The sequence below is a fragment of the Mycobacterium sp. IS-1556 genome, assembly GCF_001499985.1.
Taxonomy (GTDB): domain Bacteria; phylum Actinomycetota; class Actinomycetes; order Mycobacteriales; family Mycobacteriaceae; genus Mycobacterium.
This window is the reverse complement of sequence record NZ_LQIM01000001.1, coordinates 508,739-534,635: the sequence shown is the minus strand read 5'-3', so window position 1 is coordinate 534,635 and position 25,897 is coordinate 508,739. Positions and strand designations below refer to the sequence as shown.

The window sequence follows — 25,897 nt, the reverse complement described above, 5'->3', positions numbered from 1 at the left end:
TTCTGGTCAGCCAGTAGCTGTCACCACACCTCAACCAGTGGGACTCAGCTGGATTGGCTGTCAGTCAACGAACCGGTAGTCGACCTCGAGTGAGCGATACGTGCGCTCAGCGCGCCGGTCCCGGGTAAGCAGGATGCGGTGATTGTTGACGGCCGCCTGGCCGACGAGGGCGTCGTACACCGATCCGCCGACGATGTCGAGGCGAGCAAGCCGTTCACGAAGGTCGCGGGATCCGGTCGCGTCGAGCCAGCAGTCTCCGGGGAAAGCCGAGGCGAGTACCGAGGCCGCCTGGCCGGCATCGAGGCGCAGTGGAAGAGGCAACCGGGTCAGCACTGTATACGTCTCGAACGCGGCATGCCCCGCTAGCGCAGGACGAAGGTCAACCAAGGCTCGGCGGCAGGCCGGATGTGCTTCATGGGTCGGATCGAGAGCGGCGACGGCAACGCTGGTGTCACACGCCCAGCGGTCACCGTTGGAGGTCATCGCGAATTCGACGGACGTCGTCTTCGGTGAGCACGGCACCCTCGACGTCGCCGAGTATCGGCAGGCCGTCGCTGGTGTCGATCGACCGTTGGCGGCGTCGAACGGGCTCGATCCTTAGACCCGATCCGTCGGGAATCAGTTCGAGCGGCGTGTCCGGGGTGATTCCCAGCGCAACACGCAGCGCTTTGGGGATGACCACCCGTCCCACCCGGTCGATGGTTACGTACATAGCATGAAGCTACCAATCAATTGGTAATTTGGGCCTACGCAACCATTCCTGGTCGTGACAACCACACGCTCGTCTAATCCGACTGCCCGGGCGGTGTCGACCAGAGGCGCGACGGCTTACTGGGTCCGACGGCGCGAGCCATGCGGCGAGGCTCAGGTTCCAATTCCAAATACGCGACCGTGGGGCGCATGGAAGGGTCAGGATGTGCCTGGTTCACGGTGATCGCGAAGGGATAAGGGCATGCGCGTTCCGACAGCTGTCCGGTGGATCCTCGGGATTGTCTGTGTCGGCGCCTTGGTGGTGGCGGCGGGTGTCAACGCGAACCGGACCGGCTCGGGAGCCGAAGCCCGCGCCAAGCTCACACTGATCGCGCCCGCCGCGGCCGGTGGCGGTTGGGACCTCGTCGCACGAGAGTCTCAGCAGGCACTGCGGTCAAACCGCATTGTCAACAATGTCCAAGTGGTCAACGTTCCCGGCGCCGCTGGAGCGATCGGGCTCAGTCAACTGACTCGCCTCGGCGGTGACCCGACCACGATGATGGTGACCGGCACGGTCATGCTCGGCGGGGTCGAGCGCAACGACTCACCTGTCGCACTGTCTGATATGACGCCCATCGCCCGGCTCGCCGAGGACTTCGAAGTCATTGTGGTGCCGGCCGACTCGCCATACCAGACGCTCGGCGAGCTGATCGAAGCGTGGCGAGCCGACCCCGCGGCGATGCCCATCGGTGGCGGCTCGGCCGGCGGAATCGACCATATGGTCGCCGCCCAACTTGCGCGCGAAGCGGGAATCGACCCTGAGCAGATCCGATACGCCGCCTACGCCGGCGGTGGCGAACTGACCATAAACCTGCTGTCCACGGCGCCAGGCACACCCGACGTCGGGATCAGCGGATACAACGATTTCCGGGACATGCTGGCCGAGGGACGACTGCGGACACTGATGGTGGTTGCGCCGGAAAAGTTGGAGGGCCTCGACGCTCCGACCGCTGCCGAGGCCGGCTATCCGGCCGTCGATCTGGTGAATTGGCGCGGTTACGTCGCCCCGGCCGGTCTCACTGACGACCAGCAGCAAGAACTCATCGAAATCGTTGGGGAAATGGTCGAGACCGAGCATTGGCAGAGCGTCGTCGCGCGGAACCGCTGGAAGGAGACCTTCCTTACCGGGGACGACTTCGGCAGGTTCATCCGCGAGGAAGAGCAGCGGGTGAAGACCATTCTGGACGATCTGGGGCTGACATGACAGTAAGCGAACACGACACCGCTGCGTCGGCTGAACCCACACCGCCGCGCAGGTTTTGGACCGGCAAGAGCGCATTGATCATGCCGGCGCTGATGGTTGGGCTTGGGCTGGTCCTGGTCTACGGAATCTTCGACATGGAGATCGCCGATGACTCGGAACTCTTCGGGCCCAAGGCATTCCCCTGGATCACCGCCGGGTTCTGTTTCCTCATCGCGGCGCTGCTCACCCTGGTCATCCTGCGCAATCCTGAGGTGCCCGAACCAGTGTTGGACGACCAGGGGCGTCCCATTCCGAGTCTGTTCAGCAATTGGCGGTCCACCGGAATCACGATCGGGTCGTTCGTGGCGTTCACTGTCCTGCTGATACCCGCCGGCTGGATCATCGCCGGAGCCGTCGTCTTCTGGGGAGTGACCGTCGGGCTCGGCAGCACGAGGTATGTTGCGAATCTACTGACCGGCCTGGCGATTTCGTCGATCATGCAACTGATATTTGCCGGCTTGCTCGGCCTGAGCCTGCCCCCCGGCGTGATGGGGATGTTCTGATGGACTCGCTGACTGGACTGATCGGGGGATTCGGTGACGTCCTCACTCCGGTCAACCTGCTTTACGTCTTCATCGGCGCCGTCATCGGCACCGCGGTCGGGGTGCTGCCCGGACTGGGATCGGCGATGGCGGTCGCACTGCTGCTGCCCGTGACGTTCACCCTCGACCCGCTGGCCGCGCTGGTGATGTTCGCGGGCATCTATTTCGGCGGGCTCTTTGGGGACTCGATCGCCGGAATCCTCATGAACACGCCCGGGAACTCGACTGCCATCGCCGGATCCCTCGAAGGACACCGGATGGCCAGGAAGGGCCGCGGCGCACAGGCATTGGCGACCTCGGCGATAGGCGCGTTCATCGGCGGCATGGTCGCCACGGCTCTGGTGGTCTTCTTCGCACCCGCGCTGGCGGAGTGGGCGACCAAGTTCGGTCCGGGCGAGTACTTCGCGCTGGCGTTGTTCGCGTTCATCGCCACTTCGGCGGTGGTGTCGGAGTCGGTGCTCAAGGGTGCGGCGGCGTTGCTGATCGGCCTGGTGCTGGCCATGATCGGGACCGACGAGGTCAGTGGTTCTCAGCGGTTCACCTTCGGCAACGTGGCGCTCTTCGACGGGATCAGCATCGTCGTGATCACCGTCGCGATGCTCGCCGTCGGTGAGGTCATCTTCGTCGCCTCGCGTATCGGACGGCCCGACGACCGCAGCTTCACGCCGTCAACAGGACGCCCGTTCCTGTCCAGGGCCGAATACCGGGAGGCGTTGCCGGCATGGTTACGCGGCACCGCCGTCGGCGTGCCGTTCGGCGTCATCCCGGCCGGCGGCGCCGAAGTCCCGACGTTTCTCGCCTTCGGTGTCGAGAAGCGGCTGGACAGTCGGCGAAAGGTGCCGATGTTTGGCAAGGGCGCGATCCGTGGCGTTGCCGGTCCAGAAGCGGCCGGCAACTCTACGGCGGGCACGGCCATGGGTGCTCTTCTGGCGCTGGGGCTGCCGACGTCGGCCACCGCGGCGATGCTGTTGGCCGCGTTTCAGCAGTACGGTATGCAGCCGGGTCCGCTGCTGTTCGACCGCAGCGCCGACATCGTTTGGGCGCTCATCGCCAGCCTGTTCATCGGGATGGTCGTATTGCTCGTGTTGAATCTGCCGTTCGCTCCGCTGTGGGCAAGACTGCTCTCGATCCCCAAGGAGTACCTCTATGCGGGGATCGCAGTGTTCGCCTGCTTCGGCGTGTACGCCGCGAGTTCGGCGATCATCGACGTCGTGTTCATGCTGGTGCTCGGTGTGCTCGGATTCGCCATGCGCCGCTACGGCATCCCGCTCGCGCCGGTGCTGATCGCGGTCATCCTCGGCCCGCTTGCGGAGTCGTCGCTGCGCGCCGCGATGAACAACTCGCAGAACAATCCGCTCACGCTGGTGAGCACACCGATCACGATCACCTTGTACGCCCTGCTGGCCGTCGTCATCGCAATCAGCACCTACAACAAGCTGAGACTGCGCAAGGAAGTACCGGCATCGGCGCGCAGCACCGAGGACGTGGCCGGCTGAGAGTCTCAAATAGTTTGTCGTCCTGGTTATTTCGCGTCATACCCTAGTCATCTGAGGTCGGCTGCACCGACGGTTTAGCGCGGATTCAGCGCGGCGGGTTGTACGTCTAGAGCAGTTCAATTGGCCCTCCACGACGCCAGCAGGTCGAGGCCGTGCGCGGTCGAGGGCATCAAGACGCGCGGAATCTGGGCCCGCAGCTGCGCGCACCGAGAAGGCGGTGGCGGCATACCGTGGTAGGTGACGAAATCGACGTCCGTTGAGGAGGGGAGCGAAGAAATGAATGAGCACTTCAAAGTCGACGACCACGTGACGTGGAATTCGGAAGCCGGACAGGTCAGCGGCAAGATCATCAAAGTCCATACGCGGGATGTGGACTACAAGGGACACACCCGCCACGCCAGTAAAGAAGAACCGCAGTACGAAATCAAAAGTGACAAAACCGATCACATCGCCATGCACAAAGGATCGGCATTGAAGAAGGTCGACAGCTGACGCGGAGAAGGCTGTGGTCAGCCAACCGATCGCTGGCACCGCGCGAAACGTGGCGGTATCTCACGGGTGCTACCACAAACTAGCACTCGCTCGAGCTCAGTAGCTCGCTGAGAGCTACCAACATCCGCATGCCATCCTCGAGGGTATGGCGCGGACGTGGTTGTCGGTGACCTTCTCCACCGACTGTCAATTGGGTCGCGCCCCCGAGTTCCTCGCCGACGCGGGCATTCGTGTGGGCTCACAGTTTGACGGACGCTAACTCGCGCAACTGACGATCGACGCCCGCGCCGATCCCCGAGGTTGGGTAGGTGGACTACGGTTTTCACCAGTCCGATGTCTCTGCGATCCGGCGGTGCGATGACCACTCTCGACGACTTTCTAGGCGATGCCAGTTCTTTCATCTGGGGCCCCTGGCTGCTGATCCCGCTGCTCCTGCTGACCGGCCTGTATCTGACTGTGCTGTTGCGCGGGATCCAGGTGCGCCGGTTCCGGCTGGCGTTCTGGCTGGCGTTCGTCAAGCGTAAGGATCCGGGCGCCGAAGGCGATATCTCGCACTACCAAGCGTTGTCGACGGCCCTGGCTGCGACCGTGGGCGTCGGCAATATCGCCGGCGTCGCGACCGCGATTGCCCTTGGCGGTCCCGGGGCTGTGTTCTGGATGTGGTTCACCGGCATGGTCGGCATGGCGACCAAGTACAGCGAAGCTTTTCTCGGCGTACGCTTCCGTCGCACCGACGCCGCCGGGGAGCAAGCCGGTGGTCCGATGCACTACCTACGTCGCGGCATCAAAGGGCCAGTGGGCGTGTTTCTCGGCGGATTCTTCGCGGTCGCAGGAGCGCTGGCCGCGTTCGGCATCGGCAACATGACGCAGGCCAACACCGTCGCGGCCAACGTCAACGAAGAGTGGGGTGTGTCGGCACCGATCACAGGCGCGGTGATCGTGGTGCTGGCCGCCGCGGTGATCTTGGGCGGCATCAAGAGCATCGGGCGGGTCACCAGTCTGTTCGTCCCGGTGATGATCGTCATCTACATCGTCGGCGCGGCAGCCGTCCTCGCCTTCAACATCGGCGAAGTGCCGCGAGCCTTGGGCGTCATCTTCACCGACGCCTTCACCGGCACCTCGGCCACTGGAGGTTTCGCGGGGGCGGCCGTCGCAGCGGCGATTCGCTACGGCGTCGCGCGTGGCATCTTCTCCAATGAGTCGGGGCTGGGAACCGGCGGCATCGCTGCGGCCGCGGCGAAGACGACCCACCCAGTCCGGCAGGCGCTCGTGTCGATGACTCAGACGTTCATCGACACGCTCGTGGTGGTGAGCTTCACCGCGCTGACGATCGTCGTCACCGGCGTATGGAAGGAGGCCGGCCCCGAGGAGGCCGCCAGTTTCACCGCACGCGCATTCGCTGAGGGTCTCCCCGGGAGCTGGGGCAGCGTCATTGTCACGCTCAGCGTGATCTTCTTTGCGTTCTCGACGCTGCTCGGATGGTCCTACTACGGCGAGCGGTGCGTGGAGTACCTGTTCGGACGGAAGGCGGTCTTTCCGTACCGGATCCTTTTCATCATCGTGATCTACCTCGGTGCCACCACGGCTCTCAAGACGGTATGGACCTTCTCCGACGTCATGAACGGTCTGATGGCGCTGCCCAACCTCATCGGTCTGATCATCCTGTCCCCCCTGGTCTACCGGGAGACCCGCGCCTACTTCCGCGGCGAGGAGCACGCGGACGACATGCGGGCGCGGAGCGATGTCTGAGGCGTACCGGCCAGCTCCGGCGACGGATAGTAAGGAATAATTGGTGTTGGGGTGCGGACCGTTGCGGCTGAGTGAGTATTTGTGAGTCTCATTCAGGCGCTCTCCTTGCGGAGTTCCGTTGTCGCGGGGGCGACTCCGGTTTTGGCCTCACTGTTCGCGGCCTTCCCGTGCGGGCGGGTCTTACGCAAACTCCCCAGGCAATCGGTGGTGCCGATGGTCTGAGCCGCCGTCTCCGGCACCCCTGCCGGAACCGCTGACGAACGGGGCCGTGGCCCTGACTGGGCCACAACTGGCATATCCGGCCAGTCGCGGAGATTTTTGGCAGCGTTGCGATCACGGTCGACGACTTCACCGGTCTGCGGGCAGACGAGGTGCTTGTCAATGCGGCCTTTACCTTGCAGGCGGCATGGACTGCCGTCCGGGAGGTAGCAGCCGTGGTGGATCTGGCTGGAGGCATACCAGCGATCCGCCACGATCAGGGTGCTGCCACACCGGGTGGTTTTATACGCCATCATCGGCGCGACCATTCCCATCGCAGCATCGGAGACGGCGCGCCGGTAGGCGCGTCTGCCCATGCTGCGTTTCATCGCGGCCACGTCGAGATCTTCGATCACGACCTGTCCGTAGGTGCCCGCCAACTCGGTGGTGAGTTGGTGAGCTCCTTCCCGCCGCAGATGCACACACCGGCGGTCCAACCGGGACAGCTTGCCTTTCGCTGCCCGATGACCGTGTGATCCGGGGATACGGCGGGAAAGTTGGCGACCAGCCCGGCGCCTAGCAGCCAAGGTGGCTTTCAGCGGGGCCGGATTCTGGTATTCGACAAGCGTTTCGGTGCCGGTGATGATGTCGCGGGTCGCCACCGTGGCCAGTGTGCGCACGCCGAGATCCACGCCGGCCCGCACGGTGGGTCGGGTCGGTGTTCGCGCTGTGTCGGGGGTGCGTAGCGCGTAGCCGACCGAGACGAACAGTCGCCCCCAGCGCTGCGACAGCGTCATATTCAAGATCCGCGCGCGACCTGAAGCGAGATGGCGTTGCACACGGCGGGTGTTCTCCATCGACCGCAATCCGCCGATCACCGGCACCGTGATCGTGCGGCGATCATCCTCCAGTCGCATAGCGCCGGTGGTAAACCGCACCCGACCCGGATCACGGCGCGCGGATTGGAACCGCGGAAACCCACCCGCCGGCCGTTGCGGGTGCCGTTGCGACTCGCGCTCCAATTGCTCAGTGCCTGGGCCAGATCGGCCAAACCCGCGGAGTAGCACTCCTTGGAGTTTTCCGCCCACCACGGCGCCACGTCATCCTTGGCGCGGTTCCACGCCTTGCGCAGCGAGCCCAGATCCCAGCCCACCGACTCATGTGCCGGATCAACAGCCTTCGCGTCCAGGTCAGCTTTCACGAGGTCCAGACCCCAGTTGAACGCTTTACGGCGGGCACCGAAATGCGACCGCACCAACCCGGCACGGGCACCATCAGCGGGCCATTCGACCTCGAGCTTGGCCGCGGTGACCATCCAGCCCGTCGGCAGTTGCGTACCCGGCGACCCGGTCGCGGCATACCTGTCGGCGTCTCCGTCGTAAAGCTCGAAAAGCACCGACACTGACTCCACTGTCGCCCGATGCGCCTCGAAATCGGATCCCACAGCCACGAATCGCGACACTGTCGGTGTGCCATCGGGTTTCGCCTTGCCCGGCAACTGCACACCACCGGTTGCCTCGGCCACCTTCGCGGCCTGGGCGCGGGTACGCATCACGACGATCACCCGTCAGCGCACCACCTTCAACGCCTGTGACAGCACGGGCGACGCAGTGCCATCCCCCAAGTCGATACTGTGAATTCCTGCATCATGCAGCACGCCAGCGGCCCAGGCATCGGTATCACCGCGATCCTTGATCGCCCGCAAATACGCCTCCGCCAATTCCAGTTCCCGGGCCTCGCGTGCCGCGCGACGCTGCGCATCGGCCCGCTCACGCGCGGCGCGCACCTGGCGCTGCTCTTGGGCAGCGATCAGCCAGCCCGGTGGCGCCGCAAGCAGCTCGCAGACATCACCCGGGGTGATGCCTCGGTCCTTGACGACACGGACCGCGACGCCCAGGCGTTTGGCGATGCTCTCACGCTCGCGCCGTCTTTGCCGGTTGGCCTGTTTATCGCTGCGCTTTTGTCGTGCAACGATCAGCCAGTCCGGCGGATCCTCCATGACCGCCTGCACACGCGCAGGCGACGCGGTAGCCCAACCCTGTTGCCGCAGCGTACTACTGGTGACGCCAAGAACTAGCGCCGCGCGTCTAAGCTCACCCATCTTCGCCATCAGGCCACCCGCGCTGATTCTGTTTTCGTCGCAGTGACCGCACGCATCGCCCGATTCCGCGCGCCCCGGCGACCGTACAAGCGAGCACACATCGACGTCAGCACCTCGATCATGTCGCGCACCAGATCATCGGTGGTCCCACCAGCATCCGCGACCACGATCCGCCGCCCCATGCGCACCGAGCGCAGCTTCGAGGTGCTCCACCCCGAAACGCGCCAGACGATCCCGATGCTCCACAACCACCACCGTGGCAGAAGGGTCTGACAAGATCCGCCGTAACTTCGGTCGTTTCCCGTTCAACCCGGAACCGACCTCGCACACCACCTCACCGATCTCGTGCCCGTTTGAAGTGGCCCACCGCGTCAGACGGCCGACCTGCCGGTCAAGATCCGAGCGTTGATCATGCGACGACACCCGGGCATATAGCACCACCCGGCCCGACACGTTCTCCGGCGCCACCTCAACCCAGATCGTCCCCGACTCCAACCGCCGAGCAGGCACCGGCATCTTGCCCTCCCGAAACCACCACATTTAGTCACATACTGGCGAACAGTTCCTACCCTCGATCTCGATCGGGATCGCGGTGTGGCCCCGCGCCTCCAGTTCGGCCGTCACCTCGCGCCAGTACACCTCGCCGGCCCCTCCGGCGCCGGGGAGCAGGACGAACGTCGCCATTTTCCGCTCCCTTCGCAAGCCTCTGAAAGTCTAGACACGGCCTTAGCGTGCTCTCATGGCGAACTCGCTTGCGAGCAATGAACTCTGCACCTCGGTGCTGGTTACGCCTCGATGACGTCGAAGCCCTTGTAGCCCGCATCGGCCACCTCGGCGATGATCTGACCGTATATCCCAAAGCCGCCGACGAACGGCATGAACACCCGCGGCTTACCGGGGATGTTGGCACCCAAGTACCATGAATTAGCTTGTGGCATCAGCGTTCCCGCCGCCCGCCGAGTGCACTCTTCGACCCACTCCGCGACCGCTTCTGGGCGTGCCTCCAGCGCGACCGCTCCTCGTGCGCTGAGGTAAGCGATGGCGTCCGCCACCCAGTCCACATGCAATTCCGAGTGCAGGACCATATTGGCGAGCACCGACGGACTGCCCGGGCCCGTCATGTTGAACAGGTTCGGAAACCCCGCAACGCTGAGGCCGAGGTATGTCGCCGGTCCGTGCGCCCACGCCTCGTTCAGGCTCTGGCCGCCGCGACCGACGATGTTGAGCTTGGCGACCGACCCGGTCATGGCGTCGAAACCGGTGGCCAACACGAGCGCGTCCAGTTCGTAATACGCATCGGCAGTGTGTACACCGGCGGCATCGATCCGCTGGATTGGCGTGGCTCGCAGATTCACCAGGTGGACGTGGTCGTGGTTGAACGTCTGGTAGTAGTTGTCGTCGGTGCAGATCCGCTTGGTTCCGATCGGGTGGTCGGTGGGAATCAGCAAATCGGCCGTCGCGGAGTCGTCGATCACCGCGCGCACCTTCTGCTCCCAGAACACCCGCGCCGTGTCATTGGCTTCGAGGGTGACCAGCTGATCGGCGAACGTCTTGGAGAACAGCACACCACCCAACTGCCACCGCTTTTCATACGCCTCGCGAAGTTCCTCGTCCGACGCCTCGACGGCCAACTTCGGGTGCGGCTGGTGCGGCGAGCCGCCGCCACTGGCCATCGACAATCGTCGCCGCTCGGCGTAGTTCGCTTTGTGGCTCGCCCGCGTCGCGTCATCGAGGGGCACATTGCCCGCGGGCACACTGTAGTTCGCAGTGCGCTGGAAGACATGCAGCCGGGCGGCCTGCTTGGCGATGCACGGAATCGCCTGAATACCAGACGATCCGGTGCCTATCACGCCGACGCGCTTACCAATGAAGTCGACGTTCTCGTGCGGCCAATACGCCGTGTGGTACACCGCGCCACCGAACGAGTCCAGTCCGTCGATCGCGGGTATGTTCGCGTTCGACAGCGGACCAACGGCCAGCACGCAGAATCTCGTGGTCACCACGTCGCCGCGGTCGGTGCGAACCTGCCAACACAGCGTGTCCTCGTCGAGGACCATATCGGTCACCCGGGTGCCGAATGTGATGTCGCGCCGCAAGTCGAAGCGGTCCGCGACATGGTTCAGGTACCGCAGGATCTCGGGCTGGGTCGCGTACTTCTCGCTCCAGTTCCACTCCTGCTGAAGATCTTCGTCGAACGAGTACGAGTAGTCGACGCTTTCGACGTCGCAGCGAGCGCCGGGGTAACGGTTCCAGTACCAGACACCGCCTACCCCTTCGGCGGCCTCGAACACGCGCACCGACAGCCCGTCGCCGCGCAGGCGATGCAGCGCATAGAGGCCGGCGAAGCCGGCGCCGACTACGACCACATCGACGGTCTGGTGCATGACTGAGACGGTATGAGGCACGCCAACCGAGCGACATCCGACGTCTCATTGGGCGGGACTGCGCAGTGACGCGGGCCCCGCGCGGTGCTGCCATGAGGCCCATGCAAGATCTGAACGGACTATCCGGGTTGGTGGCGATCGTCACCGGCGGCGCCCGCGGCTTGGGCGCCGCTTTCTCCCGCCACATCGTCGACCGGGGCGGCAGGGTTGTCGTCGCCGATATCCTCGACGACGAGGGCGAGCAGCTGGCTGAAGAACTCGGCTCGGCTGCGCGGTACGCGCACCTCGACGTCACCGAACCCGAAGGGTGGGTCTCGGCGGTAGAACTCACTCAGGCCGAGTTCGGCACCCTCAACGGACTGGTCAACAACGCCGGGGTGTCAACGGGCCAATACATCGAACACGAACCGGTCGATCATTTCCGCACCGTGCTCGAGATCAACCTGGTCGGGGTGTTCAACGGCATGAAGGCCGTGATCGCGCCGATGCGTGCGGCCGGCGGCGGCTCCATCGTCAACATCTCGTCGGCGGCCGGGCTCATGGGCCTCGCGCTCACCGCCGGCTACGGTGCCTCGAAGTGGGGGGTGCGGGGGCTCACCAAGATCGCCGCAGTCGAACTCGGCATCGATCGCATCCGAGTGAACTCAGTGCATCCAGGTATCACCTACACCCCGATGACCGCTGAGATCGGCGTCCAACCTGGCGAAGGCAACTATCCGAATACGCCGATGGGCCGCGTCGGGGCCGCCAACGAAATCGCGGGCGCGGTCGGCTATTTGTTGTCCGACGCCGCGGCATACGTCACGGGGGCCGAGATCGCAGTCGACGGCGGTTGGACCGCCGGGCCCACCGTGAAATATGTGATGGGCCAGTGAATTCAGGCCGATCGGAGGCGAAATGAAACGTTTGGACGGTCATCGGGTCCTGGTGACTGGCGCGGCGTCCGGTATCGGACCGGCCACTGTATTACGGCTGCTCGACGAGGGCGCAGCGGTGGTCGCCGCCGACGTATCAGCCGATGGCCTGGAGAAGACCAGTGCGCAAGCACAGGAGTTCGGCTCGGGCACGCAGCTTTTCGTCCTCGAATCGAACATCGGCGACGGGTCCTCGGTAGTCGACGGCGTCCGGTCGACGGTCGACACGGAGATCCGCATCGACGGTGGTACGCACGCATGACGACCCGAGGACGAGCACGGGCGCGAGCGAAAGTCGAGGCATGACAGTAGAGCTCAGCCAGGAAACCACCGCCAAAGAAGTCATGACCGACGGCGGTGTGCTGCGTTACCACGAATTCGGCGACGGCCCCCCGCTGGTCTTGTTGCACGGCTCAGGCCCTGGGGCCACGGGGTGGCGCGACTTCCGCGGCGTGCTGGGCGCGTTCGGCGAGTTCTACAGATGCCTGGTCCTCGAGTTTCCCGGCTTCGGTGTCAGTGACGACTTCGGCGGCCATCCGATGGTCACCGCGCATGACGCGCTCACCCGGTTCGTCGACGCGTTGCCACTTGACAGCGTGGACATTGTCGGCAACTCGACGGGTGGGTCTGTCGCGATTCAGTACGCGATCGACCATCCAAAAAAGGTGCGACGGCTGGTGACCATCGGCGGTATCGGCCGCAGCGTGTTCTCACCCGGCCCGGCCGAGGGCATCAGGTTGCTGCATGAGTTCGCCGAGAACCCAACGAAAGACCGTCTGGTGCAATGGCTGCACTCGATGGTGTACGACCCAGCGCTGGTGACCGACGAGCTCATCGAGGAGCGATGGGCCCGCGCCACCAAACCGGCGACGCTGGCCAGCGCGCGTCGGATGTACAGCAAGGCCGCCTTCGAGCAGATGGTTCAGGCCATGGAAGCCGTCGACGGGCCACAGCCGTGGGCGGCGATGCACCGGGTCAAGGCGCCCATCCTGATCACCTGGGGGCGTGACGACCGGGTGAGCCCGCTGGACATGGCGCTGATCCCGATGCGCACCATCCCCAACGCCGAATTGCACGTGTTCCCCAATTGCGGGCACTGGGCGATGATCGAGCAGCGCGACGCGTTCGTCAGCACCGTGCTGTCGTTTCTGCTTCACAAGGACGGCGGCTGACACGCATCGATTCCGGTCGACCAAGGCCGCCGGCGGCGATTCGCTCGGCGCCTTGTGCGTGCCCCGCGCGGGAGCTGACAACGCCGAGTCTCGGTGTGCGGGATTGCCGCTTACCCGCCCGTCAATCGTGAGTTCACCATGACGTGTCCGTACCACCGAGAGGAAGTGTTGAATGATCGAACCTTCTGTCCCCGCCCCAACGGCGGGGCGACCCATTCGACGACGGAGATCCGCGTTCTGGAAATTGCTCGGTGTCGCCCTGATGGCGTCCGCTGTCCTGCTCGGAACCGCGATTCCGGCTGCCGCCGCCGAGCTGATGCGGGTGACGATCGTGCGTCACGCTCAGTCCGCAGGCAACGCCTCTGGGCTGATCGACACGTCGACGCCCGGCCCCGACCTCACGCCGCTCGGCCAGGAGCAAGCCCAGGCGTCTGCGGACAGGCTGGCCGTCAACAATTACGACGCCATCTATTCCTCGACGATGGTCAGGACGCAGCAGACGGCGGCGCCGATGTCGGAACGCCTGCGCCTGCCGGTTCAGGTGCTGCCCGGTCTGCAAGAGATCGAGGCCGGAATCTATGAGGGCACGCCCGAGAACGAGGCCTTCGGCGGTTATCTTCAGGCCCCGCTGCGTTGGATTGGGCTGATTCCGACGCCAGCTCCTGGCGACCCGCTCGACGCCCGGATTCCGGGTTCGATCGACGGCCACGAGTTCGACGCCAGGGTGGACGGCGCGCTGGAGACCATGTACAACAACGGCGACCGCAACGCCGTCGTGTACTCACACGGCGGCACCACCATGTTCTGGACGATCATGAACGCAAAGAACCTCACCACGGAGCAGAAGCTTCAACTGCTGACTCAAACCCCACTGCACAACACCGATTACGTGGTGCTGGAGGGCAATCCGGAGGACGGCTGGACACTGGTGGACTGGAACGGTCAGCGGTTCACGCCGGAGCCCACGCTCGAGTCCGAGGTGCAGCTCCATGCCCGCACGCTGCAAAGGCAGCTCGCGGCCGCCGCAAAGCTGATCACCGACGCGGCAGCCACGGGGGACATCGCAACGCTGATGAACGCGATCAGGCAAAGCGTCGCGGACACGACCTTCTCGGTCCAGAAGTTCACGAACGCGTTGCAGCACGAGATCACCGAGCGGCTGGCCAACCTGACCCCGCCGGCGCCGGCCGTGCCGTCGTCGCCAGAGGCGCACACGGTCCAGCTGGCGAGTCAGACCACGTCTTCAACCGTGGTGTCGCCATCGGCGACCGACATGATGAAAGCGCTGACAAAGCCGGTGGACGACCCGGCGACGACCGAGACCGACTCGCAGCGTCAAGCCGACGCATCGACCGTCCAGGCGACCGACCCGGCCACCGTCGAGGCGACCGTCCAGGAGACCGACCCGGCGTCGACGCAGGCCGACTCGGCGACGACGGTGGCCGACTCGGCGACGACGGTGGCCGACCCGGCGACGACGGAGGCCGACCCGGTGACGACCGGGGCCGACGCGGCGACGACGGGGACGGACTCGCAGCGTCAGGCTGTCCAGGCGACCGAGCCATCGAAGAAGAAGGGTGCGGCGTCCAACGGCGCGACCGATCTCTCGAACGGCAACATGGCGGTCCCCGGAAAGTCCGGGACCACGTCGACCCGTGCGGACGATCGTGCGTCGCAGGCGGTCAACGTCAGCGATCAGGCCGCGTCGTCGGACAAGCAGCGCGGTGGCGTTGCCGTCAAGGACGCCGACACCGGTAGCAAAGCCAGCGAGGCCACTGCAGGCGCCCAAGCCGGCGGCGGCGACACAGCTGGAGGCAGCGGTGGCGACACGTCTGGTAGCAGCGGCGGTGACTCAGGCGGGAGTGACAGCTGACACCGTCGATTTGACCGCATAGAGCAGTCGGCCCCCCTCACCAGTTTCGGTGGCGGGGGCCGATTGCTGCACACCGAAGATTTCAAAGCGTCGGCATGCCGAGGAGCGGGATGATTGGGTGGATCCTGTGTCGACGTCAACTCGAGGCGCGGTTGTGCAGCGGTCCGTGACGCAACACGACACGGTGGTGTCGATGGTGGAGCGCGTTGCGCTGATCATGAACGCGTTCGACGAGCCGGGCAAGCACTTGCGCCTGGACCAGGTGGTGACCCGCACCGGGCTGCCACGATCCTCTGCGCATCGCATCCTCAAGCAGTTACACACCGCCGGGCTGCTGCAACACCACCCGAATGGTTACAGCATTGCCGCCTCAGCGCTGCCTGCGACGAGGATGGCCGACCACTCGCAGTTGCGGGGCGTGGCGTCTCGCGTCCTCGACCGCCTCCACGCAGACACCGGGTTGGTGGTTCATCTCGGAGTACTGGTCGGCAGCGAGGTCGTCTATCTCGATAAGGTGTCAGGCCGCAGCGGCATCGTGGTACCGACGCGAGTCGCCGGTCATACCCGGGCGCATGCCAGCGCCTTGGGCAAGGCGATGCTGGCTCAGCTTCCCGCCGAGGAGGTCGATGCGATCGTCGGAGATCGGCTTCGCAAGCTCACCCGGGCCACGATCGCCGACCTGCCGACGTTGCATCAGGAGCTGGCCCGCATCCGATCCCGGCATGGGCTCGCCTACGACAATCAGGAACTGGCGATAGGCCTGGCCAGCGTCGCGGCTTCGTTAAAGACCCCCGACGGTGAGGTAGCCGGCCTGTCGCTGACGGGCGCTGTCCCGATGAACCGGCTGCAACGGACGGCTCCCTTCGTCATGCGTGCAGCCAGGCACATCTCCCAGCAACTCGGCGGCACACAACCCGATGCGACGCAGAGCGGTTCGACGTCTTCGGCCGCAGCCACCGACAACATCCTCTCCCGCGTGTTACGCACCATCACCTCCGACGCATGGGTCTGAAGCGCATCACCAGATGAGGTCGTCGACTTTCAGGCCGAATGCGAACCGACCGACCACCGACAACACCTGTTCGACATTGCTGGCGACGTGCGTCCGAGCGGTCTGCACATCACGCCATACCCGCTCGACCAGAGCATCGCCGCCGATGCCCGTGCCGGAGTCCGGGATGAAGGTTTGGATGGCCCGCACGGCGCGGTCGGATGCGACTACCTGGTCTCGTCGCGAGCGCAATATCAGTGCAGTGTCGGGCTCGGAGGCGTCGCGGGCGCAATCCATGAGTTCGGTTAAGTTGCGCCGTATTTGAAGTGCGGAGAGTTCGAGGTCGGCAGTTGCCATCGCGACCGCGCTCAGCGCTGTGGCGGCGGACGGTCCTCGAGCGGCAAGCACGTTGTCAGCCGCGCCGAGCAGGGGCACGGTTCCCGTGTGCGTGTACAACGTGGGTTGCGGAAGCCGGTAGAGCGGGTTGACGGCGGTCCGCTGGTCGAGGCCGAGCCAGCCGAACGTCCGGTGCGCCGGCACGAGCGCGTTGGAGACGACGACATCGTCGGCGCCGATCCCGCGCAGGCCCAGGCCATTCCAGTGCGATTCGACGGTATAGTCGGCGCACGGCACCAGGGCCGCGATGAAATCCTGGGCTGCGCCGTCGTCGCCGACCAACACCGCGGCGGCGATCAGCCACGACGCGTGATGGATGCCTGTGCAGCGGTTCCATCGACCCGACAGGCGGTAACCGCGACCGACCCGCTCGAGACGTCCGGTCGGCGCATAGGACGCGCAGACCAGCGCCCGCGGATCCGAGCCCCACACGTCCTGTTGCGCCCGCTCGTCGAACAACGCCAAATGCCAGCTGTTCACGCCTAGCATCCCGGCCAGCCACCCCGTCGAAGTACACGCCGAGGACAGCTCGCGCGTCAGTACAAGGTAGTCGTACGGATCGGCTTCCAGACCTCCGAACGCCTTGGGACGCAGCATCGAGAAGAACCCCGCCTCGTGGAGCTCCACGATCACGCTCCGATCGACGGCACCGCGGCGGTCGACGTCACTCGCCGCGTCAGCGATCGCGGGAAGCAGCGACTCAACGATGTCAATCTCACTGTCCCTCATAGCGCCGCCTGATTCCGGGAGCCTTGTGCCACCATCATGAATACCATTCATTGCAGCCAGGGGAGTGGGCATGACCAAGTCGTCCGGTGTGCGAAGCGCCGCACAGGAAACACTCGGCTCCTTGGCAGCGATGGTTCGCCGCCACCAAGCATCCACAGCGGCTGAAATCATTGCAACACTGCATGATTCAGGGGCCGGCCGATTGCTGCGCCCGGCCCCGTATGGAGGACTGGAGGTCGATGCCGAAGAGTTCGTCTCGCTGATCGGTGACCTCGCCGCCCTGGACGGGTCGGCAGGTTGGCTCTGCGCGATGTTCAACGTGGCGGCCTATGACGTCAGCAGCCTGCCCGAGCGCGCGGTGAACGACGTGTGGGGCGCCGACGCCAACGCATTGATCGCACCCTGCTACAGCGCCGGGGGTCTATTGGCTCAAACCACCGGCGATCGAATGCTGAGCGGCCGATGGCAGTTCGTCGCGGGCGGCGAATACGCCGACTGGTTTCTGCTGACCGCGGACGCAGACGGGACGCCGCACTGTGTCCTGGTGCCGCGCAGCGCTGTCCACATCGAGCCGGCCCAGCACCCGACCGGACTAGACGCGGCGGGTATCCGCGATGTGACGGTGACGGACGTGCCGGTCGAACAACGACAAATCTTCCAAAATGCCGTCGAGCGCGCACAATTCGCACCGCGAATTGCCACCCGGATGCTCGCGGGTGCAGCAGCGGCAGCGGTGGTCGTGGGGGCGGCTGGCGGTGTCTGGCGGACTTTTGTCGAGCAGATGCGCGAACGGCTCGCCGCCTCGTACGGCAGCGAAGAGTTGACCGATCAGACGTCGACGACTGTGCACGTTGCTCGGGCGGCCTCGGACATCGACGCCGCCCGGCTGCAGATCGAGGCGTCGTTTCGACCAGGCAGAGACGGGGTTCGGGACACCTTTCGGGCCGCGGCGTGGGCACATCGGCAAGCCGCCGTACGGGCGCGCGATGCCGCCGATCAGCTGCTGGGTGCCAGCCATCGGCACGCGCTCGATGCCTCAGACCAAGTCACCCGCCTGTGGCGAGACGTCCACGCCGCGTGTCGGCTGACCATATTCCTGCTCGATGGCCTGGATTCGGGATGAGGCCGCGCTCAACTCCGCGAGCACCTCGGGCAGGTGCTCGGCGATCTCGAAGGGGTCGGCCACCTGGTCACCGCAGCTCAGCACCCCGATGGCCATCTCGTTCTGGTAGCTCCAACCGGTGAAGTTCAGCCCCATGGGGAACACCAGCGGGCCGGTGGAGATGAGCTTTTCGATGGGCGCCCCACCCCAGTAGAGGCGCCGCTGCGGGCCCCGCATGTTGGAGGCGATGAGGCTGAACATCGGCCGCCGGCTCACTCTTGCGCCGATTATCGGCAGTACCCGTGAATACAGCCAGAACAGCGGCCAGTACTCCATCCAGTCGTGCTGTAAGAAAGCGTCCCGTTCTGCCTGCACCTCGCGCGCCGTTTTGGTGGCGGTCGCAATGGCATGCAGGCGCTCGACCGGATCGGCGATGTGGGTGGCGAAGTCGACGTTCCAGCGTGCGACCTGATTGCCCCACTCCACCTCCGCACCGGGCGGCCGCATCGACACGGGCACCACCGCGGTCAAGGGCTCGTCGGTCAACTCGTCGCGCCGGTCCAGGAATTCACGAAGCGCGCCGCTGCACAACGTCAGGAACACGTCGTTCACCGTCACATCGAAGGTCTTGGCGACCCGCCGTATCTCGTGAATATCGCAGCTGCGGTAAGCGAACCGGCGATCGGCGGTCAGCGGCTCGTTGAACGGTGCCGGGGGCGCGGCGAATGCCTTGGCGTAGCCGGGCTTGCCGGCCTTCTGGCGGTTCCGGATGATGCGAGTCACGCGTGCTGTGCGAGCAACGATGCTGGGGAAGCGAGCGAGTGCGGCGAGTTGATGGCGCAACACCAACGGGAACCAGATCCAAGGGGCCGGCCGACGCTCGCTGGGCATCGGGATTCGCCGCAGTCTCGGCAACGGTGTCGCGGGATCGGCGCTGAAAATGGTTTCGAGGAGTCGCAGCGAGGCCGACCCGTCGGCCACCGCATGGTGGATCTTGAGCATGAGCGCGACCCGGCCGTCCGCGAGACCGTCGATGTACCACAGCTGCCATGCCGGACGGTTTCGGTCGAGCCCCTCGGTGAAGATCGTGCTCAACGCCGCTGCGAGCTCGCGATCGCCGCCCGGTGCTGCCGCCGTCGCCCGCTGGACGTGGTAATCGATGTCGAGCTGGGGCCGCGCGATCCACCACGGCCGCCCAAACCCGACTCGCGGCATCAACAGCTGCCACTGCAGCGGTTCCACGCGGTCCACCAGACCGGGGATGGCATCCTTGACCGCCTCGAATGTGAGCGGCTCGTGTCCCTGGCTCGGGTCGAGGACGACGACCTTCATCGTATGTTGCGGTTGCGCGTCGCTCTCCCACGCGAGGAAGCTGTTGTCTTCACCCTTCAGACGCCGCATTTCTCACCTTCAACTTGTCGTACTGCAGCCCGGGGGCAGGTTGTGGTATCCATCACTTGTACGGCCTCACTGTGCCGAAGGAGACGTCTTGTCTCGAACAGTGAGACTGCCCATCATCGCGCGCGGTGCGCCGCCATACCGTTTCCGGCGTGCGGCGATACATTCCAGACCAGCTCTTTCTTGGTGGCGCCAGGCTGGCCGCCACGGCTGACCGGCTCAAGGTGACGGCTCGCAGCCTCAAGGTGCTACGCGAGGCCGGCCTGTCCGGCGGACTCGCCGACGGCGTTCGATCGGCGAAGATGGTGAAGACCTACGGTCCCTTCGCCGGGATCATCGAGACCGCCGCTCTCCGCGACGCCGACGCCGTGGCTATCACCGACGAGATGGGCGACCTGACGTTCGCCGAGCTGAACGCGCGGGTCAATGCGCTGGCACGAGGATGGACCGAAGCCGGCTTCGGGCGCGGTGACGTGGTGGCGGTGCTGTGCCGCGACCACCGCGGGCTGATCACGGTGCTGGCGGCGGCGGGAAAGATCGGTGCCCAGACACTGCTGATGAACACCGGCTTCGCCAAGCCGCAACTGGCCGACGTCGCTCACCGCGAGAAGGTCTCCGTCCTGGTCTACGACGAGGAGTTCTCCGGTCTTGTCGACGCCATCGATCCGAGGGTGCGTCGCTACGTGGCCTGGGGCGGTGCTGATTCCGCAGCGCATCCGGACGACGCCGACAGCTCTCTGGAGCGGTTGATCCGGTCGACGTCCAGTGCGCCGGTTTCGGGGCCGCCGCAGCCGGGTGGTCTGACGCTGCTGACCAGCGGCACAACCGGCACACCGAAGGGGGCGCCGCGCGGCAAGACCTCGCCGCTGTTCTCCGCGCAGTTGCTTGACCGGGTCCCGCGTCGGCGCGGCGAAACCTGCATGTTGGCCGCACCGATCTTCCACGGCACCGGTTTGGGTCAGGCGGTCCTGTCGCTGGCGCTGGGCAATCGGTTGGTGCTGCGCCGGAAGTTCGATGCCGAGGAAACGCTGCGTGCGGTCGCCAATTATCGGTGCAGTGTCCTGGTGGTGGTTCCCACGATGCTGCAGCGAATCCTCGCGCTGCGCGAAGAGATTCGCACCCGCTATGACACCTCTTCGCTCCGGATCGTCTTCGTTTCGGGCTCCGCCATGGCACCTGACCTGGTTACCCGTGCCCTGGACGAGTTCGGCCCCGTGCTCTACAACCTCTACGGTTCTACCGAGCTCGCCGTGATGACGGTCGCGATGCCCGAAGACCTGCTTCACGATCCGCGGACGGCTGGCCGCCCACCGGTCGGCTGCAGCGTCCGGCTGTACGACACGGACGGCAACCAGATCACGGCGCCGAACACCATCGGCCGGATCTTCGCCGGCAGCAACATCAGCTTCTCGGGTTACACCGACGGGCGCGGAAAGGAGGTCATCGACGGCCTGCTCAGCGCCGGCGACGTCGGCCACTTCGACGAAACCGGACGACTCTACGTCGACGGCCGGGACGACGACATGGTGATCTGCGGTGGCGAGAACGTATATCCCCTCGAAGTCGAGAACCTGATCTGCGGCCACCCCGACGTCGACGAGGTCGCCGTGATCGGCGTCGACGACCCCGATTTCGGCCAACGGCTGAACGCGTACGTGGTGCCCGTCGAGGGCAGCGCCATCAGCCCTGAGGACATCAAGGACTACGTGCGCGCGAACCTGGCTCGCTACAAGGTGCCCCGCGACGTGGAATTCCTCGATGCACTGCCCCGCAACGCCACCGGCAAGGTGTTGCGTGCCCAGCTGATCGGCGGTGCCGTGAAATGACCGACACCCGGACCATGCAGCGCGAAGTCGCGGGCCGCATGAGTGCAGCCTTCTCGTCGATCCTCACCGGCAAGGGCAACGCCGTGGAGGTCCGAGCCAGCCTCAAAGCCAGCCGCAGACCTCCGCTACCGAACCCGGTCGCCCGAATCGAGGAGCGCGGCATTCCAGGACCCGACGGTGGCGACGGACCTCGGGTTCGCATCTACTTTCCGTTGGAGCCGGACGGATCCGCCGACGGAGTACCGGTGCTGATCTACTTCCACGGCGGCGGGTTTGTCCTGTGCGACCTGGACTCGCATGACTCGTGTTGCCGCAAGCTCGCCAATGGCGTTGGCGCGGTGGTGGTCTCGGTTGACTACCGGCTTGCGCCGGAGTTCCCGTTCCCTGCCGCCGTCGAAGACGCGTGGGCTGCCACCAAGTGGGTGGCCCACCATGTGGGCGACCTCGGCGGCGATCCCGCGCGTCTGGTAGTGGCCGGAGACAGTGCCGGCGGCAACCTGGCAGCGGTGATCGCAATGATGGCCCGTGATTGCGGTGCACCGTCGATCGCATTCCAGGTGTTGATCTATCCCGTGGTCGACCAACGGCGAAAGACTTCGGCGAAGAGCCGGCACGCCGCCAAAGGTGTACTCACCGCTGAACACATGCAGTGGTTCACGGAGCAATACCTTGGGAAAGACGGCGACCGGACGAATGTGTTGGCATCGCCCATCCTCGGCGAATTCGATGGACTGCCGCCCGCGCATATTGTCACCGGTGATCTGGATCCACTGTGTGAAGAGGGTGAGGAATTCGCTCAGCGGCTTCGTGCTGCCGGGGTTCCGGCCACGGTTCGGCGCTACGAGGGCGGGTTCCATGGATTCTTCAACTTGGCCGACCACCTGCCGGCCGCCCAGAAAGCCAACGATGACGTGTGCGCAATCCTGCGTGACGCTTTGAGAGGGGAACCGCAGTGCAATTGAGAAATACCCGCGCACTCGTCACGGGCGCCAGTCGTGGTCTGGGCAAGAGCATTGCCGAGGCGCTCGCGCAGCGCGGCGTCGATGTCGCACTGGTGGCGCGAAACGGCGATTCGCTCGCGATCCTGGCGAAAGAACTCGACGGCAAGGCTTATCCGACCGATCTTGGCGACCCCGACGCGGTCGGCGGCCTCATCGAGCGCGTGGAAGCCGACGGCCCGATCGACGTGCTGATCAACAACGCCGGGATCGACCAGGTCGGCCGGTTTTACGAGGCCACCGCCCAGGAGGTGCGAGATCTCCTGCAGGTCAACCTGAACGCGCCGATGGAGCTGTGCCGTCAAGTGTTGCCGCTCATGCTGGCGCGACGGCGTGGTCACATCGTCAACGTTTCGTCCATGGGTGCTATCTCGACCGGCCCGGGCGTCACCCTGTACGGCGCCTCAAAGGCAGGACTGAGCCACTTCACAGCGGGTATCCGTTCGGAACTGCGGGGCAAGCCGGTCGGTACGACGCTCGTCCAGATCGGCGAGGTCAAGACCGACATGATCGACCACATTCGCCAGTTCGGTCCGGCACGGCGCACCATCGAGCGGTCATTGAAGTGGAAAGCGCTCCCGTCGGAGGCTCTGGAACCTGACGAAGTCGCCAACGCGATCGCGGTGGCGATCGAGCGCAACCAGCGGCATGTCATCCTGCCGAAGCGGATCGCCGTGATGGCCAACTTCACCGAGTTCCCTCGCCGCGTTTCCGAGCTCATGCTGACAGGCATCGACCAGGATTCGGACTAGGCGATGGTGGGTCTGGTAGACCTTTCCGGGAAGGTCGCGATCATTACCGGAGCGGCCCGCGGACAGGGAGCCGCCGAGGCCCGCTTGTTCGCCTCCCTCGGCGCCCGAGTGATGCTCACCGACATCCTCGCCGACGAAGGCAAGCAGGTTGCCGCATCGATCGGGCCGTCGGCGCGCTTCTTTCGCCACGATGTCGGCGATGAGAACCACTGGCGCGCAACAGTTGATGCGGCCCTCGACGCATTCGGCGGGGTCGATGTCCTCGTCAACAACGCGGCGATATGCGTCAATCAGCCCATCGTCGAGCAACCCACGGACGGGTTCGAACAGATGCTGCGGGTGAATGTGATCGGCCCATTCCTCGGTATCCGGACCGTGACAGAACCGATGAAGGCGGCCGGCGGCGGGTCGATCATCAACGTCTCGTCACAGGCGGGCCTGCAGGGCCTTGCAGGCTACAGTGCCTACGGCGCCTCGAAATGGGGGCTGCGCGGGATGTCCAAGGTTGCGGCAATCGAACTGGGTCCGTTCGGCATTCGGGTCAATACCGTTTATCCGGGCATGATCGACACGCCGATGATTGCGCACTTGTCCGTTAGGCGCGGCCCGGGCGGGCATCCGGGTGCGCCACTGACCCGAGTAGGGACACCGGACGAAGTCGCCGACGTCGTCGCCTTCCTGGCCTCAGACGCCTCCTCCTACATCACCGGGGCCGACCTAGCTGTGGATGGCGGCGCCAGTGCCGGTCGAATTCCGGTCACCTCCCCGGCCCGAGAAGACGCAAAGGCACCCTGATGCGGATGCATCTCGCTGAGCGAGACTGGTCCACACGAATCGCAGTCGCCCAAGTAGAAACATCTTGTGTGAATGTCAACGCGTCGCTAAGTGGGATCCACCCCGACAGCCGATAATTCCATGGGGACCAACGGAATTCCACTGGACCGAGAACTGCGGCAGCAACTGCAGCCTTTCGCGGCGACGATCGAGAGGTGAGGAAACAGTGGAATACTCCGGTGCTATCGCGCTATTTGTCATCATCCTGTTGCCGCTCCTGCCGGCACTATTGCACCTGGCCGTCAACGTCGTGGAGCGAAGCTCAGAACGCCTGCGGAGGTCGGTTCGGAAGCAGGGCAACGGCATCAGCCTCGATCACTGACTGACGTTCCCGGAAGTACAATGCCACGCCAGGACTTCATCACGTCGTAAGCGGCACCGCGAGCGGGGGAACCGCTCACCGTTCGGTGACGGCGGTTTCACCCTGATTCCGTTATCGCGTCGCCACGCTACGGCGCCCTTTGCGACGGGTGGCAGCCATTAGCTCATCCAATTCCGCTGACACCAATCCGGTCAATGCCCAAGGGTCTTCGACAAGAACTGGGTCGACCTGTATGCCGACGTCGACCACGTCCCGATAGCTGAAGACGGTGAGGTTTATCCCCATCCCCATCGTCAGCGGACCGACGGGGATTATGTGTTCGATTCGCGCGCCCGCGAGGTACAGCGTCGATCGGGGACCGGCCACATTCGAAATGATCAGGTTGGTGGACAACGGGCCCTTCTGTTCGAGTCCCGCTGCCTGGATCCCTCGAAACAATAGGGTGACCAGCCAAGGCGGAGCCACCTCGTTGATTCCGAGGTTCTGCTTCTTCGTCAGATCCTCCGCCAACTCCTTCGTGCTGTCCATATTTCGATGAATGGCCGAGAGCCTCTCGACCGGATCCTCGACGTCTGAGGCTATCGAGGCGACCATGGGATGCACCGCGTTGCCAAGGTGCTTGTCGTCCCCGACACGGGTGGACATCGGGACGGTCGCCAGCAGGCTCCGCTCCGGAAGGTCGTCGCGATCAAGGAGATAGCGACGAATTGCGCCCGAAACGACACTGAGAATCACATCGTTCACCGTCGCGTCGAAGTGCTTCTTCACGTGCTTGATGTCGTCGAGCGACAAAGAGCAGTAGACGAATTCCCGACGGCGCCCGATGGCGCCATTGAACGATGTTCTAGGTGCACTCATGGGTCGCGGAGGGGGATCGTCGCGTCGCAGGTGCCCGATGGTCGTCACCGCATCGCCGAGTGCATTCCGAGCCAGTTGGACCACCCTGGGCGGCGATCTGAGTGCCGAAAGCGCTCCCCTGGCAACGAGCTCGAGAGCCGATCGTTCCGGATCCGATTCCTCCTCGACCACCTCCGCCGGCAGATGCGTCGGCCGCTCCTCGAAATCGCAGATGATGTCGGACAAACCAGCTCCAGAAACTCCGTCGACCATCGCGTGATGCTGTATCAGCAGGACCGCGACGCGATCGTTCTCCACCCCCTCCAAGTACCACGCCTCCCATAGCGGCCGCGATCGATCGAGCGGATGCGCAAGTAGGTTTCCGACCAGCGTGCCCAATTCCTGCGGACCACCCGGAGAAGGAACCGCCGCACGGTGTACGTGTGCCTTGAGGCTGAAACGATTGTCATCCACCCACACTGGACGGTCGAGCCGCAGCGGCACCTGCTGGACGCGACGTCGGAATTCGGGCAGATAGCGAATGCGATCCTCGAGGTGCGCCCGAAACGTGTCGAAGTTGAACCGGGCATTCGACGACGGGTCCAGAATCACAAGGCCCGCAGTGTGTTGCGGCCATGCCGTGTTTTCCAGGGCCAGGAAGAAGGCATCAGTACCCGCCACTCGCTTCATTCGAGATGCACTCCGCTCACAAGGCTTTACATTCTTTGGATGAACTATGTCCGACTCCCGGCGTCAAAACTATTGAAGTCTCGGTGAGTAAGACATCCGATCTGCCTT

At 64.8% G+C, this 25,897-nt stretch carries 25 protein-coding genes and 2 pseudogenes; 16 read left to right on the top strand and 11 right to left on the bottom strand.

Annotated features, from left to right (window positions below; genetic code table 11):
* Positions 1-60: 60 nt before the first annotated feature.
* Positions 61-483, bottom strand: coding sequence for a type II toxin-antitoxin system VapC family toxin (locus AU187_RS26110; protein WP_059100381.1), 423 nt, complete (start codon positions 481-483; stop codon positions 61-63).
* Positions 467-712, bottom strand: coding sequence for an AbrB/MazE/SpoVT family DNA-binding domain-containing protein (locus tag AU187_RS02565; protein ID WP_059100382.1), 246 nt, complete (start codon positions 710-712; stop codon positions 467-469). The genes AU187_RS26110 and AU187_RS02565 overlap by 17 nt, the downstream gene beginning before the upstream one ends.
* A 240-nt stretch (positions 713-952) precedes the next feature.
* Between AU187_RS02565 and AU187_RS02560 the strand changes: the two genes are divergently transcribed.
* From AU187_RS02560 to AU187_RS02540, 5 genes are all read left to right on the top strand, one after another.
* Positions 953-1,954: a Bug family tripartite tricarboxylate transporter substrate binding protein gene (locus AU187_RS02560; RefSeq protein ID WP_059100383.1), complete on the top strand. Its 1,002-nt coding sequence runs from the start codon at positions 953-955 to the stop codon at positions 1,952-1,954.
* On the top strand, positions 1,951-2,496 hold the full coding sequence (locus tag AU187_RS02555) for a tripartite tricarboxylate transporter TctB family protein (RefSeq protein WP_059100384.1): 546 nt from the start codon (positions 1,951-1,953) through the stop codon (positions 2,494-2,496). Before AU187_RS02560 ends, AU187_RS02555 begins: the two co-directional genes overlap by 4 nt.
* On the top strand, positions 2,496-4,031 hold the full coding sequence (locus AU187_RS02550) for a tripartite tricarboxylate transporter permease (RefSeq protein WP_059100385.1): 1,536 nt from the start codon (positions 2,496-2,498) through the stop codon (positions 4,029-4,031). Before AU187_RS02555 ends, AU187_RS02550 begins: the two co-directional genes overlap by 1 nt.
* A gap of 276 nt (positions 4,032-4,307) precedes the next feature.
* Entirely contained in the window at positions 4,308-4,523 is a 216-nt protein-coding gene (locus tag AU187_RS02545) for a hypervirulence associated TUDOR domain-containing protein (RefSeq protein ID WP_059100386.1), read from the top strand.
* 357 nt (positions 4,524-4,880) lie between these two features.
* A complete protein-coding gene (locus AU187_RS02540) occupies positions 4,881-6,272 on the top strand; it encodes an alanine/glycine:cation symporter family protein (RefSeq protein ID WP_059100387.1) in 1,392 nt (463 codons plus the stop codon).
* A gap of 92 nt (positions 6,273-6,364) precedes the next feature.
* Here AU187_RS02540 and tnpB read toward each other — a convergent pair whose 3' ends face one another.
* From tnpB to AU187_RS02520, 6 genes and pseudogenes are all read right to left on the bottom strand, one after another.
* The gene (tnpB, locus tag AU187_RS25845; RefSeq protein ID WP_286131848.1) at positions 6,365-7,408 is read right to left on the bottom strand and encodes an IS607 family element RNA-guided endonuclease TnpB; all 1,044 of its coding nucleotides are present in this window, start codon (positions 7,406-7,408) and stop codon (positions 6,365-6,367) included.
* Positions 7,345-8,034 (bottom strand): hypothetical protein, encoded by a 690-nt coding sequence (locus AU187_RS25840; RefSeq protein ID WP_286131847.1) that lies wholly within the window; start codon positions 8,032-8,034, stop codon positions 7,345-7,347. Before AU187_RS25840 ends, tnpB begins: the two co-directional genes overlap by 64 nt.
* Before the next feature lie 3 nt (positions 8,035-8,037).
* Positions 8,038-8,469 carry a hypothetical protein gene (locus AU187_RS02530; protein WP_156425343.1) on the bottom strand — a complete coding sequence of 144 codons (432 nt, stop codon included), beginning with the start codon at positions 8,467-8,469 and terminating at the stop codon, positions 8,038-8,040.
* A gap of 110 nt (positions 8,470-8,579) precedes the next feature.
* Positions 8,580-9,111 (bottom strand): annotated as a pseudogene (locus AU187_RS02525) (IS607 family transposase).
* Entirely contained in the window at positions 9,112-9,255 is a 144-nt protein-coding gene (locus AU187_RS25345) for a hypothetical protein (RefSeq protein WP_156425344.1), read from the bottom strand.
* A gap of 101 nt (positions 9,256-9,356) precedes the next feature.
* Positions 9,357-10,955 (bottom strand): flavin-containing monooxygenase, encoded by a 1,599-nt coding sequence (locus AU187_RS02520; RefSeq protein WP_059100390.1) that lies wholly within the window; start codon positions 10,953-10,955, stop codon positions 9,357-9,359.
* A gap of 110 nt (positions 10,956-11,065) precedes the next feature.
* On the opposite strand from AU187_RS02520, the gene AU187_RS02515 reads away from it, so the two are divergent.
* From AU187_RS02515 to AU187_RS02495, 5 genes and pseudogenes are all read left to right on the top strand, one after another.
* The gene (locus tag AU187_RS02515; protein ID WP_502687726.1) at positions 11,066-11,830 is read left to right on the top strand and encodes an SDR family oxidoreductase; all 765 of its coding nucleotides are present in this window, start codon (positions 11,066-11,068) and stop codon (positions 11,828-11,830) included.
* 49 nt (positions 11,831-11,879) lie between these two features.
* A pseudogene (locus AU187_RS02510) lies at positions 11,880-12,095 on the top strand (SDR family NAD(P)-dependent oxidoreductase); the annotation flags it as partial.
* Positions 12,096-12,171: 76 nt separating this feature from the next.
* Positions 12,172-13,041: an alpha/beta fold hydrolase gene (locus AU187_RS02505; protein ID WP_059100393.1), complete on the top strand. Its 870-nt coding sequence runs from the start codon at positions 12,172-12,174 to the stop codon at positions 13,039-13,041.
* Between the two features lie 262 nt (positions 13,042-13,303).
* The gene (locus AU187_RS25755; protein WP_082683705.1) at positions 13,304-14,914 is read left to right on the top strand and encodes a histidine phosphatase family protein; all 1,611 of its coding nucleotides are present in this window, start codon (positions 13,304-13,306) and stop codon (positions 14,912-14,914) included.
* 166 nt (positions 14,915-15,080) lie between these two features.
* On the top strand, positions 15,081-15,926 hold the full coding sequence (locus AU187_RS02495) for an IclR family transcriptional regulator (RefSeq protein ID WP_231740360.1): 846 nt from the start codon (positions 15,081-15,083) through the stop codon (positions 15,924-15,926).
* Positions 15,927-15,932: 6 nt separating this feature from the next.
* Here the strand turns inward: AU187_RS02495 and AU187_RS02490 are convergent, their stop codons facing one another.
* The gene (locus AU187_RS02490; RefSeq protein ID WP_059100394.1) at positions 15,933-17,030 is read right to left on the bottom strand and encodes an acyl-CoA dehydrogenase family protein; all 1,098 of its coding nucleotides are present in this window, start codon (positions 17,028-17,030) and stop codon (positions 15,933-15,935) included.
* A gap of 70 nt (positions 17,031-17,100) precedes the next feature.
* Here AU187_RS02490 and AU187_RS02485 point away from each other — a divergent pair, with 70 nt between their 5' ends.
* A complete protein-coding gene (locus tag AU187_RS02485; protein ID WP_059166203.1) occupies positions 17,101-18,153 on the top strand; it encodes an acyl-CoA dehydrogenase family protein in 1,053 nt (350 codons plus the stop codon).
* Here AU187_RS02485 and AU187_RS02480 read toward each other — a convergent pair.
* Positions 18,067-19,533 (bottom strand): wax ester/triacylglycerol synthase family O-acyltransferase, encoded by a 1,467-nt coding sequence (locus AU187_RS02480; RefSeq protein WP_082683665.1) that lies wholly within the window; start codon positions 19,531-19,533, stop codon positions 18,067-18,069. The genes AU187_RS02485 and AU187_RS02480 overlap by 87 nt on opposite strands.
* Before the next feature lie 194 nt (positions 19,534-19,727).
* Here AU187_RS02480 and AU187_RS02475 point away from each other — a divergent pair, with 194 nt between their 5' ends.
* From AU187_RS02475 to AU187_RS25335, 5 genes are all read left to right on the top strand, one after another.
* A complete protein-coding gene (locus tag AU187_RS02475; RefSeq protein WP_059100755.1) occupies positions 19,728-21,356 on the top strand; it encodes an AMP-binding protein in 1,629 nt (542 codons plus the stop codon).
* Positions 21,353-22,318 (top strand): alpha/beta hydrolase, encoded by a 966-nt coding sequence (locus AU187_RS02470; RefSeq protein ID WP_059100396.1) that lies wholly within the window; start codon positions 21,353-21,355, stop codon positions 22,316-22,318. The genes AU187_RS02475 and AU187_RS02470 overlap by 4 nt, the downstream gene beginning before the upstream one ends.
* Positions 22,309-23,106, top strand: a complete 798-nt coding sequence (locus AU187_RS02465; protein ID WP_059100397.1) for an SDR family NAD(P)-dependent oxidoreductase — start codon at positions 22,309-22,311, stop codon at positions 23,104-23,106. The genes AU187_RS02470 and AU187_RS02465 overlap by 10 nt, the downstream gene beginning before the upstream one ends.
* Before the next feature lie 6 nt (positions 23,107-23,112).
* Positions 23,113-23,901, top strand: a complete 789-nt coding sequence (locus tag AU187_RS02460) for a glucose 1-dehydrogenase (RefSeq protein ID WP_502687724.1) — start codon at positions 23,113-23,115, stop codon at positions 23,899-23,901.
* 205 nt (positions 23,902-24,106) lie between these two features.
* Complete coding sequence (locus tag AU187_RS25335) at positions 24,107-24,262, top strand: hypothetical protein (RefSeq protein WP_156425345.1); 156 nt, start codon at positions 24,107-24,109, stop codon at positions 24,260-24,262.
* A 111-nt stretch (positions 24,263-24,373) separates the two neighbouring features.
* On the opposite strand, the gene AU187_RS02455 is transcribed toward AU187_RS25335, so the two are convergent.
* A complete protein-coding gene (locus tag AU187_RS02455; RefSeq protein ID WP_216636046.1) occupies positions 24,374-25,780 on the bottom strand; it encodes a WS/DGAT/MGAT family O-acyltransferase in 1,407 nt (468 codons plus the stop codon).
* Positions 25,781-25,897: the final 117 nt, after the last annotated feature.